Source organism: Candidatus Acidulodesulfobacterium acidiphilum, assembly GCA_008534395.1.
Taxonomy (GTDB): domain Bacteria; phylum SZUA-79; class SZUA-79; order Acidulodesulfobacterales; family Acidulodesulfobacteraceae; genus Acidulodesulfobacterium_A; species Acidulodesulfobacterium_A acidiphilum.
Map to the genome: position 1 here is coordinate 1 of SHMQ01000009.1, position 18379 is coordinate 18379.

Genomic DNA, 18379 nt, shown 5'->3' on the forward strand with positions numbered 1-18379 from the left:
CGTCGCCGTTAACGTTAAGATGAGGAAAAGCCCTGAATCTTTCGGCTATCCTTAGATGCTCCTTTGGATACTGAAACGTTACGGGTTTTTGAAAAAAAGTTTTAATAGTCGTTTTAAGACCTATTAAAAAATTTTTAGAAATCTCCAAAATAGACTTTTCTTGTTTCCTGGTATTCATTTGTTATCCTTTAAGCAAAACCATTACGAATCCTGTCACTATTATATTTGCAAGAGCTATAGGAAGCAGAAACTTCCATCCGAAATCCATAAGTTCATCATATCTAAGTCTTGGATATGTCCATCTCAGCCATAAATAAATAAGTATTATAAAAAACACTTTTATCAAAAACCATGCAACCGGCGGTAAAAAAGGTCCCTGCCAGCCGCCCAAAAACAATGTTGTAATTATCGCACTGTTAACCACCATTTGGGCATATTCCCCTATGAAGTAAAAAGCAAATTCCATACTGGAGTATTCAGTGTGAAAACCTGCTACAATTTCACCTTCTGCTTCTCCTATATCGAACGGAACCCTGTTCATTTCAGCAGTAGAAGCAATCAAATACAACAAAAATCCGACAGGTTGATACACTATAAACCACATATGCGACTGTTCGGAAACTATTTTTGACAAACTTAAGTCTCCTGCAATCATTATTATACCCACTATTGAAAGAACAAGTGCTATTTCATAGCTTATCATCTGGGCGGCAGTTCTTATACCCCCAAGGAGAGAGTATTTGCTGTTAGACGCCCAACCTCCTATAACTACCCCGTAAACACCTAATGATGTCAGTGCAAGAATGAAAAGTATTCCGACATTTACGTCCGTTATTTGAAGAGGAACCGTATGTCCCATAATTTGTATGGGAGCGCCGAACGGAATAACCGCAAAAGTAGTTAAGGCCGGTATTACTACTAATATTGGGGCTAAAATAAACAAAAACTTATTTGCGTCTTGGGGTATAATATCTTCTTTGAAGAATAGTTTTATTCCATCCGCTATAGGCTGTAAAAGCCCGTGAAATCCGGCCTCCATAGGACCCATCCTGTTTTGTATCCTTGCTGCTATTTTACGTTCTAAGAGCGTTAAATAAGCAGCGGACAATAGCAGTCCTGCAAAAACTATTAATATTTTAATAACTTCAGCAATTAGCCAAAAAAGCATGTTTATAATACCCGTTAATAATACAGTTTTGTTTTATCGTTATAGTAAAATTTACTTCTACCTTTAATTTTATTGTAATATATCACGTTTCCGTTTTTAATGGAATTCAAAAAATCTTCTGTTTCGTTAAAATTATAAGCAATATTCATATTTAACGAAATTTTGGTAAATATATCGGTTAAATTATATCTGTAAATGCCAAAATTAAATTCGTTATTAACGTTTACAATTTTACCTTCGAAATTTTCATAATATGTATTTTCTTCCTCCAAAAAGTCTTTGACCGGCATAACCACATCCGCCATAGCAGACAAAAGGCTCGTTTTAGAAGAAAAAACGGTTAAAAATTCTAAATTGGAACTGTAGCGTATTATTTCTTTTCCGTAATCGTCGTCCTGCAAGTCTCCGATATATACGAGATTTTTAATTCTGCCTTTATCCATGCCTTCTATTATTTCTTTAAAACTGTAGGCATCGTCTAAAGGATAAACGCCTGCATGTAACAACCCTCTATAGTTTGAAGACTTAATTAGAGGAAACAAATAAACCGACTTTTCCAGCTCACGTAGAAATTTAACAATTTCCTGCAATATTAAAAAATCATTACTCATATTCATAGAAGACATTATGGAGTCGCCAATTACAAAAGATATACAACCTGCATCCGATATAACTTCTACGATAGATTTGCATACTTCGTCCATATCGGTTTGTTCTTTATGCAAGCCCATTTTCATTTTATTTAAATATGTATTAAAATAAGAACCGTCAATATCTTTTTTAGAGCAGGCAACGTCCTCAAATCTGGAAAAAGAACGAACTTTTTCTGCTTTTCCCGTTTTTGGATTTACTATAAAAAGTCTTCCTCCATGCTCTCTGCGCGTTTTTAAAATATCATATGCCGCAAACGGAATCTCATCTTCTATACTGCCAAAATATAATATAACTTCAGAATTTTTAATATCGTTTATATTAAAATTTTCTTCGGTGGGAAATAATTTTTTAAAATCAAATAAATTTTTTCTATATAGTTCTGAAGCGGCAATATCAAAATTCTTTATTTTTAAAGTATTCTTAATAAATTCTAAAGATGCTTTACCAGCGTTAATTGAAATATTCGGCGAAATCAAAACAGCTAAAGTCTCTTCTGCTTTATTAGCTTGAATAGCCTTCATTTTCAGACCAAACTCTTCTGTAGCTTTTTCTAACACAACTTCTTCCAATACAGTTTTTTTCTTGATATATGGATTAGCAATATAATAACTTTCGCAATCGCCGTTAATTGCAGGATAGAAAAAACCGGATTTGCAAAGATATCCTCCGAAAGGGGCATCCGTCCTGACTAAAGATTCATCGTGCGCGTATCTGTAATATTCTATTCTGCAGGCAGCCGAACATTTATCGCAAATCGACGAAAACGGATTTTCCTGCCAGTATCTTTCTTTAAATTTTGAAGGTTTTGAAACTAATGCGCCTACCGGACATACTTCAACGCAGTTGCCGCAATAATAACAGTCTAAACGGTCTGGTTCAACGGAAATTTCTTCAAAAGAACAGCCTTCCGCCGGTTTAGAGCCAAGCTGTGTTTTAGTGTCGGTTTTAAGTCCTATATAACCGTTATTCCCCTTGTCTTTCATCTGAAGAAACGGATTGCCGTACATATCGCCGCAAACTCTGATGCACCTAGAACACAAAACGCATCTTGTGGCATTATATTCTATCAAATCGCTTTTAAAAATTTTAGTCCTATCCGGATAAATTTTTTTATCTTTTTGAGTAGTTACCTTGAATTCAAAAGTTAAATCCTGTAAAAGACAGTCTCCTGATTTGTCGCAGACGGGACAGTCAAGCGGGTGATCCAATAACAGTTGCGAAATAAGTTCTTTTCTTATTTCCCATAATTTTTCTGTTTCAGTATATATTTCGTATCCTTCTTTAACTTTGGCGACGCAAGAAGGCAGAGGATTTTTTAAGTCTTTAACTTCCACGACGCAAACTCTGCATGAACCTATAGGTTTGATTCTCTTTAGATAGCACAAAACCGGTATTTTGATTCCCGCTTGAGAGGCAGCTTCTAAAATAGTCAACCCTGACTGAGTTATAATTTTTTTTCCGTTTATAGTAATTTCTATATCCATAATGATGTCCTAATCCTCAAACTTAACAAGCATAAGATAATAGCACCTCATACATCTTGTCGCTTCGTAAACCGCATCGTCGTTCGTAAATCCTTTATCTGCTTCTTCAAAACTTTTTATACGTTCTTTCACCGGCTTAATTATCTGTTTAGGCGCAAAATTTCCAGGTGGCATATCTGCATTTTTAATTACTTCGTTTTTATCGTAAACGCCTATAGCCTCAAATAGATTTTCAAAGAGACAGTCGTCTGTCGGAGTAAAAGTTCCTGTTCTTATGTATTGGTCAATTCTTCTGGCTGCGTTTTTTCCGTCTCTGTTTGAATCGACTATACTTATAGGTCCGGTTAATGCGTCGCCTCCTGCAAAAACACCCGGCATATCCGTCATAAACGTAAATTTGTCTGCTGCGATTGTTCGTCCTTTAATTATGTTTATTTCAGGTACGTCTTTTAAACAATCGAAATCCGGCACCTGACCTATTGCCATAATAAAATCATCCGTTTCTATATCAAAATCGGAATCAGGTATTTCAATAGGGCTTTTCCTTCCGCTTGCATCTTTTTCTCCAAGCTTCATTCTTCTGCATCTTACGCCTGTAACTCTGCCGTTTTCATAAAGAATAGCAGTCGGATTAGTCAAAAATTCAAACTTAACTCCTTCTTCTATTGACGTTTCAAGTTCGTCGTATGCCGCAGGCATCTCTTCTTTACTTCTTCTGTAAACTACGGTAACGTCTTTATACCCTATCCTTACAGCCGTCCTGCAGCAATCTATAGCGACGTTCCCGCCTCCTTCTATAATAACTTTTTTACCTATATCGATTTTTTCTCCAAGATTAACCTTTCTTAAAAATTCTACTCCGTCGAAAAAGCCTTTCAAATTATCGTTTTCGCCGGGCAGATTAATATTCTGTCCTAAATGCGCTCCTATTCCAAGGAATATGGCTTTAAATCCCTGTCCGAAAAGCTCTTTTATAGTAAAATCTTTCCCGAGTTTGCTGTTTAACTTATATTCTATTCCTGTGGAAAGTATATAACCTATTTCCGCATCTAAAAAATGTTTTGGAAGCCGAAATTTAGGAATTCCAACGTTCATCATACCGCCAAGGACAGGAAGAGCTTCAAATATAATAGGTTTATACCCCATTAATCTCAAGTAATAAGCGCAGCTTAAACCTGCGGGACCAGAACCGACTATAGCAACCTTAATATTATTATCTTTTATTTTAAAATCAGGTTTGTGATTAGAATAAAAAACTTCGTCTGCCGCAAATCTTCTTATTAAACAAATTTGAATAGAATCGTCTATATTTGCCCTGCGACAGTTATCCTGGCACGGATGAAAACATGTTCTTCCCAATATTCCTGCAAGCGGCGTGTTTCTTCTTGCCGACTGCAAGGCGTCTTCATACCTGCCGTCCCTGACTCTTTCTATCCAGTTAGGTATATCCAATTTTGAAGGACATCCGTTAATACAAGGTGCGGTGACGTGAGATATATAGTCGCCTCTTTTTATTATTTCTTTATTTTTTATTACTTTTTCAAAGTCTTCCCTGTAATTATCTATAAGCTCTACTACCGAAGTGGGTCCTATAGTTCCTACGGTACACTTAGAAGAAGACATAATCCAGTCGCACTGGTTCTTCAACCTATCAAGATCTTCAATTATGGCTTTTCCGCTGCAAATATTTTCTAAAATTTCCGACGCTACTGCAGTTCCGTGCGAGCAAGGAGTGCACACTCCACATGATATTTTCTGCAGTTCCTGCATATAACATCTGGCAAGGTCAACCTTATTATCATTTTCGTCCAATAAGGCAACACCCGTCCAGTTTAATACAGACGATATTTTTTTATGACCTGAGCGTTCAAAAAATTTCAGGTCTAACCTGTCGCTTAATTTGTCTATTATTTTCATAATTAATTTATTTTTATCTGTCAACTTCGCCGAGCAATATATCGACGCTTCCCATTATCGCAATTAAATCAGCTATCATATGCCCTTTAGTCATCTCGTTAAGAGCGCTTATATTACAAAACGACGGCGGCCTGACTCTCATTCTGTAAGGATAGCCGGAGCCGTCTGAAACTAGATAAAAACCTAATTCTCCTCTGGGATTTTCTATAGAAACGTAAGCTTCTCCTTTTGGAGGTTTAATTCCTTCCATACCGAATTTAAAATTAAAAATCATACCTTCCATAGTAGTCAATGACCTTTTCTTAGTCGGTTTAACGTATAAGGGATATTCGTCATGGCTTAAATATTCGCCTTCTGGAATATTTTCTACAGCCTGCGATATTATCTTAAGGCTCTGCCGCATCTCCTCTATCCTAATTACGTATCTGTCGTATGTATCGCCGTTATCGCCTATCGGCACTTCAAAATCAAAGTCTTCGTAACTGGAATAAGGATTTACTTTACGTACGTCGTATTTAACTCCGCTGCCTCTGAGAGAAGGACCAGTAAGTGCAAAATTTATCGCGCTTTCTGCCGAAATTATTCCCAAATTTTTTGTTCTTTCAAGCCATATTTTATTTTTAGTAAGAAGCGCTTCATACTCATTTACCTTATCTGGAAAAATCTTTATAAAATCTCTGGTTTTCTCAATGAAATCACTATGAAAGTCCATTGCAAGACCGCCTACGCGGAAAAAAGAAGGCGTCATTCTTTGACCAGTAATTGTTTCTATTATATCTAATATTAATTCTCTTTCGCGGAAACAGTATAGAAACTCGGTTAATGCACCCAAATCTACCGCATGCGTCGCAAGCCAGACGAGATGAGAGCTTATTCTGGTAAATTCGGCTAAAATAACGCGGACATATTCGGCTCTCTTAGGCGCTTTAACTCCACAAAGCTTCTCTACCGCCAATATATAGCCGAGATTGTTTGAGGCGCCCGCTACATAATCCATTCTGTCGGTAATAGTTTCAGCCTGATGATAAGTTTTATATTCTGCAAATTTTTCCATGCTGGTATGCAAATAACCTATTATAGGCTCTGCATGAATTATAGTTTCTCCATCCAATTGAACTAAAACTCTGAGAACTCCGTGCGTAGCCGGATGAGAAGGCCCTATGTTCAATACGAACTTATCATTTTCAATTAAAAAATCTTTCTGCGCAATCATAGTTAAATTATTTACAGTATTATTTAATTTGTTCTAAATCTACATAACCGGGAGCATCCATTTCAATATCCTTCGGTTCAGGTCTCTGCCTTAAAGGATAATCTTTAAGCAGCGGATGGCCGACCCAGTCGTCGGGATTCAAAATTCTTTTTAAATCAGGATGGTCTTTAAATTTAAGCCCAAACATATCGTAAACTTCTCTTTCAAACCAGTCTGCCGAATTATAAACTGAAGTCAAACTAGGATACTCAGGTTCATCTATTTTACTCCAAATTTTTACGAAAACTCTAAAATTATTTTTTATAGAATAAAAATTGTAAATAACCTCTATTCTTTCAGCTCTTTTGGGATAATCTACCGCAAATAAATCGGAAAGCATATCGAACTCTAATCTTGCATCGTTTTTTAAAAATAATGCAAATTGTAACAAATCTTCTCTTTTAATTCTTATATGGGTATCGCCGTTAACAATGTCTGAAGCGATAATAGATTTCGGCATTGCTTCTTTAATAACGGTTAATGCAAACATTATATCCATATCGTAGTCTTTCATTAGTATTTACTTATATTAATTAATATTTTTTATTGCTGTCTATATGTAATTTAGGCGGCTCTTCATGCTTTAAAGTGCCTTTTTCTATTTTTTCTTGAAGTTTTACTATTCCGTAAATAAGTGCTTCCGGACGCGGTGGGCAGCCTGGTATATATACATCTACAGGAATAATAGTATCGACACCCTGAACAATACTGTAAACATTAAAAAGACCACCCGAACATGCACAGTCGCCCATTGCAATAACCCATTTAGGATTAGGCATCTGATCGTAAACTCTTTTAACCATCGGTGCCATTTTATATGAAACTCTGCCTGATACTATTATTAAATCCGACTGTCTTGGACTTGACCTGAATATTAAACCCAATCTGTCGAAATCGTATCTTGATGATGCAACCGTCATCATTTCTATAGCGCAACATGCAAGCCCGAATGTTGCAGGCCATATCGACCATTTTCTGCCCCAAGAAACAATTTTATCCAATGAAGCGGTAATTATATTATCGCCGAGATGCTCTTCTATTCCCATTTAAGCGCTCCTTTTAACCATACGTAAAGCAGACCGATTACTAAGATTACTATAAATAAAAACATTTCTACAAACCCAAGTATTCCAAGATGCGAAAATATAACCGCCCAAGGAAACAGAAAAAGGGCTTCTATATCGAAAAGAAGAAAAAATATAGCTATTAGATAAAACTTTACGTCGAATTTAACGTGGGGTTCGCCGGTCGGCTCGACGCCACATTCATATGCTTTTAATTTGCCGGACTCATATGTCTTTTTTCCGATAAAATTAGATATTAAAATGGTAAAAACCGCAAATATAATTGCTATAACAAGCATTATAAATATGGGCAGAAAAGAAATTAAACCGTTATTGTTTATACTATTATTCATTTAATTAATAGTTAAGATCATATAGTTTAATGTTATTAATCTAAACTTTTTGAGTATATCATATGATATACTCAAAAATCAAGTTATAAAATTATAATTTATAAAAAAAATTTAAATAAATATATACATATGCATATATTTATATTTACTATTATAATTTATGCTGATTTAAATAATAAAGTAAAGTCCTCACTCCGACCCCTGTACCGCCCTTTGGATTATAATTAAAACCCGTTTTGGTAAAAGCAGGTCCGGCTATGTCTATATGACACCATTTAGCCTTATCGGGAACGAATTCTTCCAGAAACATTCCTGCCGTAATCGCCCCGCCGTATCTGTTGCCTACGTTTTTTAAATCTGCAATCGGACTTGAAAGTTTTTCCTTCATGTTATCGTCGAAAGGAAGTTCCCACATTCTTTCTCCGGTAATTTGGCTTACCGATATTATATTGGATATGAGGTCTTTATCGTTTCCCATAACTCCGGAAGTGTATTCTCCAAGCGCAATTACGCAAGCTCCTGTTAAGGTAGCAAGGTCTATAATTTCGTCAACGCCTAACTCCGACGTGAAACTTAAAGCGTCCGCCAAAGTCAGTCTACCTTCAGCATCCGTATTATCTATCTCTATAGTCTTGCCGTTTAAAGCCTTAACTATATCGTCGGGTCTTTGCGCTCCGCCGTCGGGCATATTTTCGCAAGCCGCAATAATACCGTGAACTTCTAACTCTAAATCGAAATTTTTAATATGCTTCATAATACCGAGCACGGTGCAAGCCCCCGATTTATCGCTTTTCATGGTAGTCATAAAATCAGCCGGCTTCAACGAAAGTCCTCCGCTGTCGAAAGTAATGCCTTTTCCGATTAAGGCGATTTTTTTGATATTTTTACTCTTAGGCTTATTTTTCGGCTTATACGTTAAATGAATAAATCTTGGAGGGTTTTTAGAACCGCGCGCTACTCCGTAAAATGCATTCATTCCTTTTTTGATTATCTCTTTTTCGTTAAATATTTCGCAATCTAAACCGCTTTCTTTAGATATTTTCGTTGCTAAATCTGCTAAATATTCGGGGGTTACGACGTTACCCGGCTCATTTACTATATCGCGAGCAAAATTAGCGGCAGACGCCGTTTTTTTACCGAAATCAAAACCTTCATCTGCAGTTTTAAGATTATCCTTAGAAGCTTTTAAGCCGTTAAAATGAATATTTATAACTTCAGGGTATTTTTCATCCTTGCCTGTTTTTGCCTTTCCTTTATCGATTAAAGCGCTAGACATATATTTTTTAAACTCGTACAAACCTAATTCGGCTCCCTCCGATATTGCCGCTGCCGAATAAAATAATCCTTTCTTTATATAGTATTCGCCGCTTAATTCCGGTATTATTACCGTTATTTCATAAGATTTGTTTGTCTTAGCAGTTTTAGCCGCCGCCGCAATAAAACTTCTTAAAGAGTCGTAATTAAATTTGTCCTTTTTATCTAATCCGTAAATTAATGAATAAACAGGGGATTCTATAAGAACGCTCTTTCCTTTTTTTGCTTTAAAATCTAAGCGTTTAAGTCTTTTATAAATAAATTCTAACTTCTTAAAATTTCCAGATTTTAAAAAACTATTTTCTTCTCCCTGAAAAACTCCAAAAACAAAAATATGATTTAATTCGCCTGATTTGCTTTCAGATAAGTTTTTATCGATTGAATCTGTTATTTTAAACTTCATTTTTTACCCTCCTAATTTTATTTTACTAATCTTCCTCGATGGTCGATAAATCTCCTTCGCTTATGCCCATTTCCCTAGCTTTTAAAACCCTTCTCATAATTTTACCGCTTCTCGTTTTAGGAAGAGAATCGACGAACTCAATCTCGTCCGGTTTTGCAATAGGGCCAAGCGTTTTCCCGACGTTAGCTTTAATATCGTCCATAAGAGCATCGGTTTTATCTATGCCGGGCTTCAACACTACGAAAGCCTTTATCGAATTGCCTTTAACATCATGGGGCTTGCCTATTACCGCAGACTCCGCGACCGCTTCGTGGGTAATTAAAGCGCTTTCTATCTCGGCTGTTCCCAACCTGTATCCCGAAACTTTAATGACGTCGTCTATTCTGCCCATAACGTAAAAATAGCCTTCTTTATCTTTCTTTGCGGTATCTCCTGCAAGATATACGCCGTTAAATTTAGAAAAATAAGTTTCTTTATATCTGTTTTCGTCTTTATAAATAGTCCTCATCATTGAAGGCCAAGGCTTTTTAATTACCAAATAACCGCCCTTGTCAGGTTCTTTGACGCTATTGCCGTTTTCGTCGAAAATATCTGCGTCTATTCCAAGAAAAGGTTTTCCGCATGAGCCCGGCTTTAGAGGCAAAGACGGCACAGGCGTTATAAGAAACATACCGGATTCGGTCTGCCACCACGTATCCATAATAGGACATTTTTCTTTGCCTATGTGCTTATAATACCAGCGCCAAACCTCAGGATTTATTGGTTCGCCGACGCTTCCGAGAATTTTAAGAGAACTGAGATTATGCCTGTTTGGCCAGTTTTCCCCGAATCTCATAACGCCTCTTATAGCGGTAGGGGAAGTATAAAATATATTTACGGCGTGTTTTTCGACTATCCTCCACCATCTGTCGGGGTAAGGATAATAAGGCGAACCTTCTACCATAAGCGTCGTAGCTCCGTTAATCAAAGGTCCGTAAATTATGTAGGAATGTCCCGTTATCCAGCCCGGGTCGGCGGCGCACCAGTAAGTATCTGTATCGTTTATATTAAAAACGTATTTTGAAGTTATATATGTTCCTACGGAATATCCGCCGTGAACATGCAATATGCCTTTAGGCTTTCCTGTAGTTCCCGACGTATAAAGTATAAAAAGAGGATCTTCCGCATCAAGCTCTTCCGTTTTAAGATAAGGGTTAGCTATGGGCAGTTTCATAAGTTCGTCGTAATAAAAATCCCTCGACGTATCCATAAAAACTTCTTTGCAGGTTCTTTTTACTACGATAACGGTTTGAACGACCGGAGCTTTAGTTACCGCTTCGTCGGCTATTTTTTTAAGCTCTACGACCTTACCGCCCCGGAAGGCTCCATCTGCTGTAATAAGCAGCTTACTCTGAGCATCTAATATTCTGTCTTTTAAAGCCATTGCCGAAAAACCTGCATAAACTACGCTGTGTATTGCCCCTATTTTTGCGCATGCCAGCATGCTTATGGCGATTTCAGGTATGTTTGGAAGATAAATAGTAACCGTATCGCCTTTTTTTATTCCAAAACTTTTTAAAACGTTTGCAAACTTATTTACCTCTTTATATAAAGAGAAATAAGTATAAACCCTTTCTGTACCGTCTTCGCCTTCCCATATTATCGCCAGCTTATTTTTTCTAAACGTCGTTATATGCCTGTCTAAAGCATTATAGGCTATATTGGTTTTGCCTCCCGTAAACCATTTATAAAAAGGAGGATTTGATTGATCTAACACTTTATCCCAGTGTCTGAACCATGACAACTGTTTTGCAGTCTCGTCCCAGAATTTTTCGTTTTCATTTATGGAATATTCATGAAGTTTTTCATAATCTTCAACATAACTGTTTTTTAATGTTTCTTTAGACGGAAAAAAGATATCCTTCTCCTGAGACAGACTGTCAAAAGTACTCATAAAGTAAATCCCCCATAAAGTAAATTAATTTTTATTAAATTAATATTTAAATTTCTTTAATATACCGATTAATTTTTCGAGTTCTCCGTAAATAGAAGCAGCCTCCTTTGCCGTATTAGAAGATTTTTCGGAATTAGACACCGACAGAGTGGAAACCGTCTCGATATTCTGGGAAATCTCGTTGGTAGCCGCAGTCTGCTCTTCCGAAGCGGCGGCTATGGAACTTATCTGGTCCGTTAAAACCACAATATTTTTTTCTATGCTGTCAAGCGATTCTCCGGCTTTTGAAGCATAACCGACCGATAAATCTACTTCGCTTAAAGTCTTATCCATAGAAGTTTTAGTATTTTGAGTGCTTTGCTGCATCGTCTGGACTTTCGCTGCTATTTCTTTTGTGGCCTTCACGGTTCTTTCGGCTAATTTTCGTACTTCGTCCGCTACTACGGCAAATCCCCTGCCGGATTCTCCGGCGCGGGCAGCCTCTATAGCGGCATTAAGAGCAAGCAGATTAGTCTGGTCGGCTATATCGTTAATAACCGATATTATTTCCCCTATTTCAAAGGAACTCTGCTCTAATCCGTTTATCAAACTGCCAAGTTGCTGAGTAAGCACGGCAACATTTTTAATGCCGGATATTGATTTTTCTACTATATCGAAACCGCTCTTTGCGCTGTCGGATGCTTCTTTTGCAACGGAACTTACATTCTGGGTATTTTTTGCAATTTCCTTAATGGTCTGCGACATTTCTTCCGAAGCCGCCGCAACATGGGTTGCAAGCTCCGCCTGCTCCTGGGCTTTAGCACTTATTTCATCTACGTGCCCCTCTATAGTTGTGCTTACGTCTACTATTGTCATAGCTTCTTCGGTAATAGACTGCACTATTTCCCTTATATCTATAATAAATTTATTAAATTTATTGGTAACAGCCGTTATTTCGTCATAAACCGAATTTTTAAAAACATTACAACTGGTACAAATTTTACTGCCTTCTTCTCCATATCTATCTTGATGAACATCCCAGCATCTGTCTTTTAATTCATTTTCTTCTAGCTTGCAAGCTTTGCTTCTTCTAAGCTTAATTTCGTTATTTTCCAAATAATCCATTTGTATTAACTTACTTAAATCTCCATCGCCCCTGACAATTTCGTTAAGCTTGTCATAAAGTTTTCTTATAGGCTTTTCAAAAATAAATTTTAAAGCAAGAAAAATTATTATTACAAAAAGAATAATGAAAATAATTGAAATAGTAATCATATTTCTCATAAAAATATTCGAAGCGTCAACCGCGTTTTTTAGAGAATACACAAGTTCGACGCCGCCTAAAACGGTTCCCTGCTTGACGGTATGGCACATAAGGCAGTCTATGCCCCTCGACATCTTTTTTGCAATAAAAGGAACGCCTATTTTTAAATATTCCTGTCCGTTTTTTTTGAAAGGTTTTATTATCTCTTTTTTTGAGGCGAGTATTTCTTTGTCGAATTTAGTTTTAGGCATCTCCTGTTTTAAACCGGGTCCAAATTCTTTATTGACGGGATTGCCCCTTACTAACTTAAAATATTTAATTCCCTTGATTTTCCTGTATATTTTAAATAATTGGCGCCTGTCGGATTTATTTGCAATGGTACCGTTAAGCATCATGGCGTTCAAACTGGAAAGCATTGTTTTTGCCGTAACTATCGCATCTAAAGAAGTAGTTTTTACGGACATCTTATTTTGAAAATATAAAGCATAATAAGTTAGCGCAAAAAGCACCAGCATAGATGTTATCGTAGTTAGGAAAATAAGTTTAGTTTTAATAGAAGTCTTCTTAATTATAGATAAATTCATACAGGCACACTCTCCTTAAGGTATAACAAATTATTTTATTAAAACCACAGTGTTTATATTTTAATCCAATAAAAAAAAATATGTTACAATTATTTTTTAAAACAATAAATAAACTTAATTAGTTAAATTTTTATACCGGCAAGTTTCCTGTAAACCGACCTTTCGCTTTCGCCTATAATATCGGCTATTTCAGCTCTCGTATGCCCCTTGGAAAGAAGATAGCTTATGTATTTCTCTTCTATTTCTTTAATTGGTATTTTTTTTACAAACATTGCAAACTCGTCTCCGCAGTTTAAATTCTTGTTTCCGGCAATCTCTATTTGAATAGCGTCGTCCGTAATTTCTTCTTTACCTTCGGATAAAACTATAGACCTTTCTATTACGTTTTTCAGTTCCCTTACGTTTCCAGGCCAAGCGTAATCCATTAACTTATTTAGCGCAGATTGTGAAATAGGTTTTGAATACTGAACTTTATTTTCTTTGGTCATAAAGTAGTGCGCTAAATAAGGAATATCTTCTTTTCTTTCCCTTAAGGGCGGAAGTTCTATAGTAAAGCCGCTTATCCTGTAAAACAAATCTCCTCTGAATTTCCCCTCTTCTACCATCTTTTTTAAATTTTTATTCGTTGCCGTTATAATTCTGCTATCAATAAAAATATTTTTCGACGAACCTACCCTCCTGAAACTTTTAGTATCTATTATCCTTAAAAGTTTAGCCTGTATTATACCGCTTACTTCGCCTATTTCGTCTATAAACAGCGTGCCTTTGTCCGCATATTCAAGAAGTCCTTTTTTAAGAACATCTGCGCCAGTAAAAGAACCTCTTTCGTGTCCGAACAGTTCGGATTCGAAAAGATTTTCTGACAAATTGCAGGAATCTACTATTATAAACGGTTTATCCCTCCTTGAAGATAGCCTGTGTAGAAGATTTGCGCTAAGTTCTTTGCCAGTTCCTGATTCTCCCGATATTAAAACGTTTAAATTAGATTTTGCCGCTACTGTAATATCGTCGATAACCTTAGCGGCGGCTTTAGATTTTCCTATAAAAAATTTTTTAAATATTTCTCTCTTAAAATAAGAGGCGTAATTTTTAAGCTGTAATTTTTCTACCAGTTTTTTTAAGGTTATACTGAGCTCTTCTAGACTTAAAGGTTTTACTAAATAGTCGCATGCCCCGATTTTCAAAGCCGATACCGCCGAATCGACACTGCCGAATGCGGTAAGAATTATAATCTCTATGTCTTCCGACCTTGACTTTACGGTTTTTAATAATTCTATGCCCGTTTTTCCGGGAAGTTTTAAATCCGATATAATAATATTAAAAAAATCTTTTTCCAATCTGTCTATAGCTTCTTCGGCCGAATTTGCGGAATCAACGTCATAACCTTCGTTTTTTAAAAAATCGGAGAGAATTTTTCTGTAATTGATATCGTCATCGACTATAAGTATAGAAACTGAGTGGTTGTCCATATTAAATTTCTTTATTTTCCGAAAAATTTTTATTAATTGGAATTTTTATAGTAAATTTGGTTCCGTAATCAAGTTTTGACCTGACCTCTATTGACCCGCCCAGAGATTTAACAATGCTCATAGATATAGACAGACCAAGCCCTGTGCTTGCAGAGTTTTTTCTTTTAGAAAAAAACGGGTCGAAAATTTTTTTAATATCTTCCTGCGCGATACCGCAGCCATTATCGACTATTATTATATAAATATAATCTTTTATTTTTTTTGTTATAAAATATACTATTCCTGTTTCTTCGCGAACGGCTTGCACGGCATTTAAACCTATATTTAATAAAACCTGCCTGAGTCCGGCTTCTGAAAAACTTATAAGCGGGATATTGCCGGCAAGGTTCTTTTTTATCATAATATTCTTTTTCCCCGCCGTGAAAGAAATAAGCGCAAGCGTTTCTTCTATTGAATTGTTTACGTCGACTATATCGCCGGCATTGGAAACCGGACGGGATAAAGTAAGGAGTTTTTTTGTAATATCTTTGCATCTTTCAATTTCATCCTTCATTAATTCAAAATATTTCTTTATATCGCATCCGCCTTCTTTCATTATATTTGCAATATCCTTATTTTGAATAAGTTCGGAATTACCGGCGCATATTTTTATCATGTCTATAGATGCAAGTATATTATTGAGCGGATTATTTATCTCATGAGCGACTCCTTCCGCAAGAAGTCCTACTTCGGACAAACGCTGGGAAAGATTAAATTTTAAGTGGGCGTTGGAACCGTTTCCGAGGCATCTCAAAACCTCTACGGCATATCTTTTTCCGGTTTTTTCGTTCGTATAAGGTGCAGAATTTATCTCTACGGCAATTTCCTTACCGTGTCTTCCGTAATGGCCGTGTATAACTTTTACGGTCTTGCCTTTTTTAATAACTTCTTCTATGGAGCAGGATTCAAGCAGTGGATCGCAAGGTTCATCCCTAAAATGACTAACCTTATAACAATATCCTCCTATTATTTCGGAAGCCGGCATGTCTGAATCATTTATAAAACGCTTATTTGCATATACTATTTTATAATTTTCGTCTATAACGATAATACCGTCGCTTATATTATTTAAAATATCGGCGGCATTTATCGGCATATCGGCATTTTCTTTAAACATACATATAAAGTACAATAATTCAATTTTTGGATACGTAATTGAATTTCATTTCCTCAGCCTATCATTGATTCATTAAATTTAAAAAGTCGGCGTTGGATTTCGTATTTTTTATTTTGTCTAGCAAAAACTCCATTGCTTCGGGAGTATCCATAGTTGACAGTAGTTTTCTTAATATCCATACCTTTTTTAAATGGTCCTTATCTACAAGAAGTTCTTCTTTTCTCGTGCCTGATTTATTTATATCTATTGCCGGAAAAATTCTTTTTTCAGAAAGTTTTCTATCTAAATTGACTTCAAGGTTACCCGTTCCCTTGAATTCTTCAAAAATTACTTCATCCATCCTTGAACCGGTGTCTATTAAAGCCGTAGCTATAATAGTCAAGCTTCCGCCTTCTTCTATATTTCTTGCCGCTCCAAAAAATCTTTTAGGTTTATGCAGCGCATTCGAATCTACGCCTCCGGATAATACTTTTCCCGAAGACGGTATAGTAACGTTATATGCCCTTGCAAGCCTCGTAATAGAGTCAAGCAAAATAACTACGTCCTTTCCTGCTTCCACCAATCTTTTTGCTTTTTCTATAACAATTTCCGCAATTTGAATATGCCTCTGAGGCGGTTCGTCGAAAGTTGAACTTATAACCTCTCCGTTAACCGATCTCTGCATATCGGTAACCTCTTCCGGTCTTTCGTCTATTAAAAGCACCATAAGAAAAATCTCTTTGTGATTCGCATTTATTGCGTGCGCAATATCTTTAAGCAGCATGGTCTTGCCTGTTCTCGGAGGAGCGACTATCAGCCCTCTTTGCCCTTTACCTATAGGAATTAATAAATCCATAAGCCTTGTAGACATATTCTTCGGGTCGAATTCAAGATTTATTTTTTCTTCGGGATATAAAGGCGTCAAATTATCGAATAATATCTTTTCTTTCGCAATTTCCGGATCCTCGAAGTTTATACTCTCTACTTTCAAAAGCGCATAAAATCTTTCGCTGTCTTTGGGCGGCCTTATAATTCCGCGTATAGTATCGCCGGTTCTTAATCCGAATTTTCTTATCTGCGACGGAGACACATAGATATCGTCAGGACCATGAAGATAATTTGCTTCAAGCGATCTTAAAAAACCGTATTGATCAGGTAGAATTTCTAAAACTCCTTCTCCGGAAATCAATCCGTTTTTTTCCGCCTGCTGATTCTTTTCAGTTTCTGCTTGAAGCAGAGCGTATATCAGATCCTGCTTGCGCATACCAGATGCGCCTTCTATATTGTAATCCTTGGCTATTTGCAGCAGTTCGTTAATTTTTTTTACCGATAACTCCTTAATGTTCATAAAGAACTCCTTTAAAAATTATTTTTATATAACAGCCCATCTTTTTTCTCTTTTTGCATCTATTCGACGACCTTCGGCAATATCGAGAATAGTTCTTTCGTTACTGCCGTCCCCGGGAAATTCTGAAACGCCGGCATTCAACGATAAAATTTCCTGACCGTCTTTTTTAAAAGAATCTTCGGTTTCGTCGAATACTTTTTGAATTATCGTATTAACCTCTTCTTTTCCGATATTTGGAAATAATATTATAAATTTATTGCCATACCTTGATGCAGTATCGAATGCTCTCATATTTTTTTTGATTATATTTGCTATAATAGAAATATTTTTATCGCCCGCCGCATGCCCGCTGACGGAATTTAACTTGTTTAGCTGATTTATGGAAATTAATCCAACGGATAACTTACTGCCGTCCTTTACCGCTTTTTGCATTTCCTGAAACAGTTTTTCATGAAAATACTTAAAATTATTCAGTCCCGACACGTAATCTACCTGGGAACAATCCCTCATTACTTGGATAGACCTCTCCGAGTTTAAAATATATGCCAGAATGGCAAAAAAGGTATCAAAAACTTTAGCTTTATCAAAACAACAATTTTTAAAACCTTTAATGGAATATGTTATAACAAAATATGAGTCCGAATATGGCGTCTTAAGTTCATAAGCATAAAGTTCCGAAACGTTTTCATGCTCAAATAAGACTTTGTATTCATCGTATTTTTCCTTTTCTTTTTTGAAATCTATAAAAAGTCCTCTTTTCAAACGGCTTAAGTTTTCGATAATTTTATAAGGTGGATTCTCGTTAATTTTTTTAATAAAAAAATTGGAATAGCCTCTCGATATTTTAACGCTTTCGCCGGAATCGTATTTTTTGTGCAAAAACATAATGGCGGCTGCGCCAAAAGAATATTCGAATGCAATATTTACGAAATGCATAATCTCTTCTTTCGTTTTTTTTTGCGAAGCAAATTCCATAAGTTCTTCTATTAATTTATATCCTATATCTTCACAATTTTTATTCTCTTCCATAAGCTAATGTCTCCTTTTCTCATTCTAAA

14 protein-coding genes are annotated in these 18379 nt (G+C 36.2%); all 14 read right to left on the reverse strand.

Annotated features, from left to right (window positions below):
• Positions 1 to 181: 181 nt before the first annotated feature.
• The 14 genes from nuoH to EVJ48_04220 all read right to left on the reverse strand — a co-directional run bounded on the left by nuoH (position 182) and on the right by EVJ48_04220 (position 18350).
• Positions 182 to 1168, reverse strand: coding sequence for an NADH-quinone oxidoreductase subunit NuoH (gene nuoH / locus EVJ48_04155; GenBank protein ID RZV39540.1), 987 nt, complete (start codon positions 1166 to 1168; stop codon positions 182 to 184).
• Between the two features lie 14 nt (positions 1169 to 1182).
• Positions 1183 to 3306, reverse strand: coding sequence for a 2Fe-2S iron-sulfur cluster binding domain-containing protein (locus EVJ48_04160; protein ID RZV39541.1), 2124 nt, complete (start codon positions 3304 to 3306; stop codon positions 1183 to 1185).
• A 9-nt stretch (positions 3307 to 3315) separates the two neighbouring features.
• Positions 3316 to 5223: a dihydropyrimidine dehydrogenase subunit A gene (locus tag EVJ48_04165; GenBank protein RZV39542.1), complete on the reverse strand. Its 1908-nt coding sequence runs from the start codon at positions 5221 to 5223 to the stop codon at positions 3316 to 3318.
• 13 nt (positions 5224 to 5236) lie between these two features.
• Complete coding sequence (gene nuoD, locus EVJ48_04170) at positions 5237 to 6436, reverse strand: NADH dehydrogenase (quinone) subunit D (GenBank protein RZV39543.1); 1200 nt, start codon at positions 6434 to 6436, stop codon at positions 5237 to 5239.
• A 19-nt stretch (positions 6437 to 6455) separates the two neighbouring features.
• Positions 6456 to 6989, reverse strand: a complete 534-nt coding sequence (locus EVJ48_04175; protein ID RZV39544.1) for an NADH-quinone oxidoreductase subunit C — start codon at positions 6987 to 6989, stop codon at positions 6456 to 6458.
• Positions 6990 to 7008: 19 nt separating this feature from the next.
• Entirely contained in the window at positions 7009 to 7521 is a 513-nt protein-coding gene (locus tag EVJ48_04180) for an NADH-quinone oxidoreductase subunit B (protein RZV39545.1), read from the reverse strand.
• The gene (locus EVJ48_04185) at positions 7512 to 7892 is read right to left on the reverse strand and encodes an NADH-quinone oxidoreductase subunit A (GenBank protein RZV39546.1); all 381 of its coding nucleotides are present in this window, start codon (positions 7890 to 7892) and stop codon (positions 7512 to 7514) included. The genes EVJ48_04180 and EVJ48_04185 overlap by 10 nt, the downstream gene beginning before the upstream one ends.
• Positions 7893 to 8043: 151 nt before the next feature.
• Positions 8044 to 9609, reverse strand: coding sequence for a leucyl aminopeptidase (locus tag EVJ48_04190; protein RZV39547.1), 1566 nt, complete (start codon positions 9607 to 9609; stop codon positions 8044 to 8046).
• A gap of 25 nt (positions 9610 to 9634) precedes the next feature.
• Positions 9635 to 11542 carry an acetate--CoA ligase gene (gene acs / locus EVJ48_04195; GenBank protein ID RZV39548.1) on the reverse strand — a complete coding sequence of 636 codons (1908 nt, stop codon included), beginning with the start codon at positions 11540 to 11542 and terminating at the stop codon, positions 9635 to 9637.
• A gap of 39 nt (positions 11543 to 11581) precedes the next feature.
• Positions 11582 to 13369 carry a methyl-accepting chemotaxis protein gene (locus EVJ48_04200; GenBank protein ID RZV39549.1) on the reverse strand — a complete coding sequence of 596 codons (1788 nt, stop codon included), beginning with the start codon at positions 13367 to 13369 and terminating at the stop codon, positions 11582 to 11584.
• A 122-nt stretch (positions 13370 to 13491) separates the two neighbouring features.
• Complete coding sequence (locus tag EVJ48_04205; protein RZV39550.1) at positions 13492 to 14838, reverse strand: sigma-54-dependent Fis family transcriptional regulator; 1347 nt, start codon at positions 14836 to 14838, stop codon at positions 13492 to 13494.
• A 1-nt stretch (position 14839) separates the two neighbouring features.
• Positions 14840 to 15994 (reverse strand): PAS domain-containing protein, encoded by a 1155-nt coding sequence (locus tag EVJ48_04210; protein ID RZV39551.1) that lies wholly within the window; start codon positions 15992 to 15994, stop codon positions 14840 to 14842.
• Positions 15995 to 16055: 61 nt separating this feature from the next.
• The gene (locus EVJ48_04215; GenBank protein RZV39552.1) at positions 16056 to 17321 is read right to left on the reverse strand and encodes a transcription termination factor Rho; all 1266 of its coding nucleotides are present in this window, start codon (positions 17319 to 17321) and stop codon (positions 16056 to 16058) included.
• 24 nt (positions 17322 to 17345) lie between these two features.
• On the reverse strand, positions 17346 to 18350 hold the full coding sequence (locus EVJ48_04220) for a GGDEF domain-containing protein (GenBank protein ID RZV39553.1): 1005 nt from the start codon (positions 18348 to 18350) through the stop codon (positions 17346 to 17348).
• Between the last annotated feature and the right edge of the window lie 29 nt (positions 18351 to 18379).